The sequence below is a fragment of the Pseudomonas sp. HMWF021 genome (genome assembly GCF_003061005.1).
GTDB lineage: Bacteria > Pseudomonadota > Gammaproteobacteria > Pseudomonadales > Pseudomonadaceae > Aquipseudomonas.
This window is the reverse complement of record NZ_QAIK01000114.1, coordinates 1-2,005: the sequence shown is the minus strand read 5'-3', so window position 1 is coordinate 2,005 and position 2,005 is coordinate 1. Positions and strand designations below refer to the sequence as shown.

The following is a 2,005-nucleotide window of genomic DNA, read 5'->3' as shown; positions in this document are numbered from 1 at the left end:
GGTTTGCAGCGTGTTAAAGCAAAAGATCGCAGCCTTCGGCAGCTCCTACAGAGGTTGTGTAGGAGCTGCCGAAGGCTGCGATCTTTTGATCTTTAACCAATGACTGGGGCTTTGTTCCAATCAATTTCCCCCGCCGGCACCGGCCGCCCAAACCAGTAGCCCTGCCCCAGATCGCATTCCTGCTCCAGCAGAAATGCCGCCTGCTCGGCCTGCTCGATCCCCTCGGCATGCACCTGCATGCCCATGCTGCGGGCCAGCGCGATGATCACCCGGACAATCGCCGCGTCGTCCTCGTCCCAAGGCAGGCCGGCGACAAAACCCTGATCGATCTTGAGCTTCTGCACCGGCAGGCGCTTGAGCCGCAGCAGCGACGAATAGCCGGTACCGAAATCGTCGATAGCCAGGCGAATACCCAGCTCGCGCAACCGGTGCATTTGTTCCAGCGCCACTTCCGGATCATCCATCACCGCGCTTTCGGTGACTTCCAGCTCCAGATACGCCGGATCCAGCCCGGTCTCGTGCAGCACCTGCGCCACCTGCTGGTACAGCTCACGCCGGGCAAACAAGCGCGACGACACGTTCACCGCAACAAACGACAGCACAACCCCGGCCTGCTGCCACTGACACATCTGCGAACACGCCTGGCGCATCACCCACGCATCGATTTCGGCGATCAGGCCGGTGCGCTCGGCAATCGGGATGAACTCCGCCGGCGACACCAGACCGCGCTGCGGATGCTGCCAGCGCACCAGCGCTTCAACGCCGATCAGGCGACTGCTGTGCAAATCGTGCACCGGTTGGTAATAGACCCGCAGCTCCTGTTGCTCCAGCGCGCGGCGCAGTTCGAAGGCGATCTCGACCCGTTGCTGCGCGTGGGCGGTCAGCTCTTCGGTGTACAACGCATAACCGTTGCGGCCGCTGCTCTTGGCCTTGAACAACGCGGCGTCGGCATTGCGCAGAAGTTGATCGGCACTCAACGCATCACTGGGGAACAGGCTGATACCGATACTGGCGTTGATGAACAACTCATGCGCATCGATGCAGAACGGCTCCTTCAGCGCATCGAGAATGCGCTGAGCCAGCGCCGCCGCCTGCACCAGCTGTGGACAACTTTCCGCCAGCACCGCGAACTCGTCACCGCCAAGCCGCGCCAGAGTAATTCCGGGGCCGAACAGTTCCTGCAGGCGTGCCGCCACGGCTTTGAGCAAGCGGTCACCGACGTTGTGGCCGAGGCTGTCGTTGATCATCTTGAAGTGATCCAGATCGATCATCAGCAACGCGCAGCCACGCTTGTGGATCTGCGCCGACGCCAGCGCCTGCTCGGCGCGGTCGCTGAACAGCAGGCGATTGGGCAGATCGGTCAGTGGATCATGGTGGGCTAGGTGCTTGAGTTCATGTTCGGAATCCTTGATCGCACTGATGTCGGAAAACACCGCCACATAGTGGCTGAGGCGACCCTGATCGTCGTGAATCACGCGGATGGTCTGCCACTGTGGATAAATCTCGCCGCTCTTGCGCCGGTTCCAGATTTCCCCGCTCCATTCGCCATGGGCCTGCAATGTGGCGAACATCGCCTGATAGAAGCCCGGCGGATGATGACCGGACTTGAACAGGCTCGGTTGATGCCCGAGGACTTCTTCGCGCTGATAGCCGGTGATCTCCATGAACGCGCGATTGACGTGCACGATCAACCCCTGACGGTCGGTGACCAGCACCCCTTCCCGGGTGCAGTCGAACACCGCAGCCGCCTGACGCAGGCGCTCGCGGTCGGCCTGGCGTTCACGCAAGCGCGCACCGATGCCAAGAAACTCGCACAAACGCACCCGGGCCAGAAAGATCAGAGCGGCGCTGACACCCGCCCAAAGATAACCGTTGATCAGTTGCCAACGCTGCAGATCGACAGACTCATCAAAGAAACTGTTCAATAAGTAACCAGTTCCTTGCAGCCAAATGGCGGCAAGGACGAGATAAAGTAGCGCTGCACGCAAGGCATCGCGATAAGTGG

Annotated in this window: 1 protein-coding gene; it reads right to left on the bottom strand. The window is 60.9% G+C overall.

Translation table 11 applies throughout. The features are described 5' to 3' along the window. Positions 1-92: 92 nt before the first annotated feature. Positions 93-2,005 (bottom strand): phosphodiesterase DibA (dibA, locus tag DBR18_RS15365; protein WP_108590941.1); only part of this gene is annotated, 1,913 nt, incomplete at its 5' end.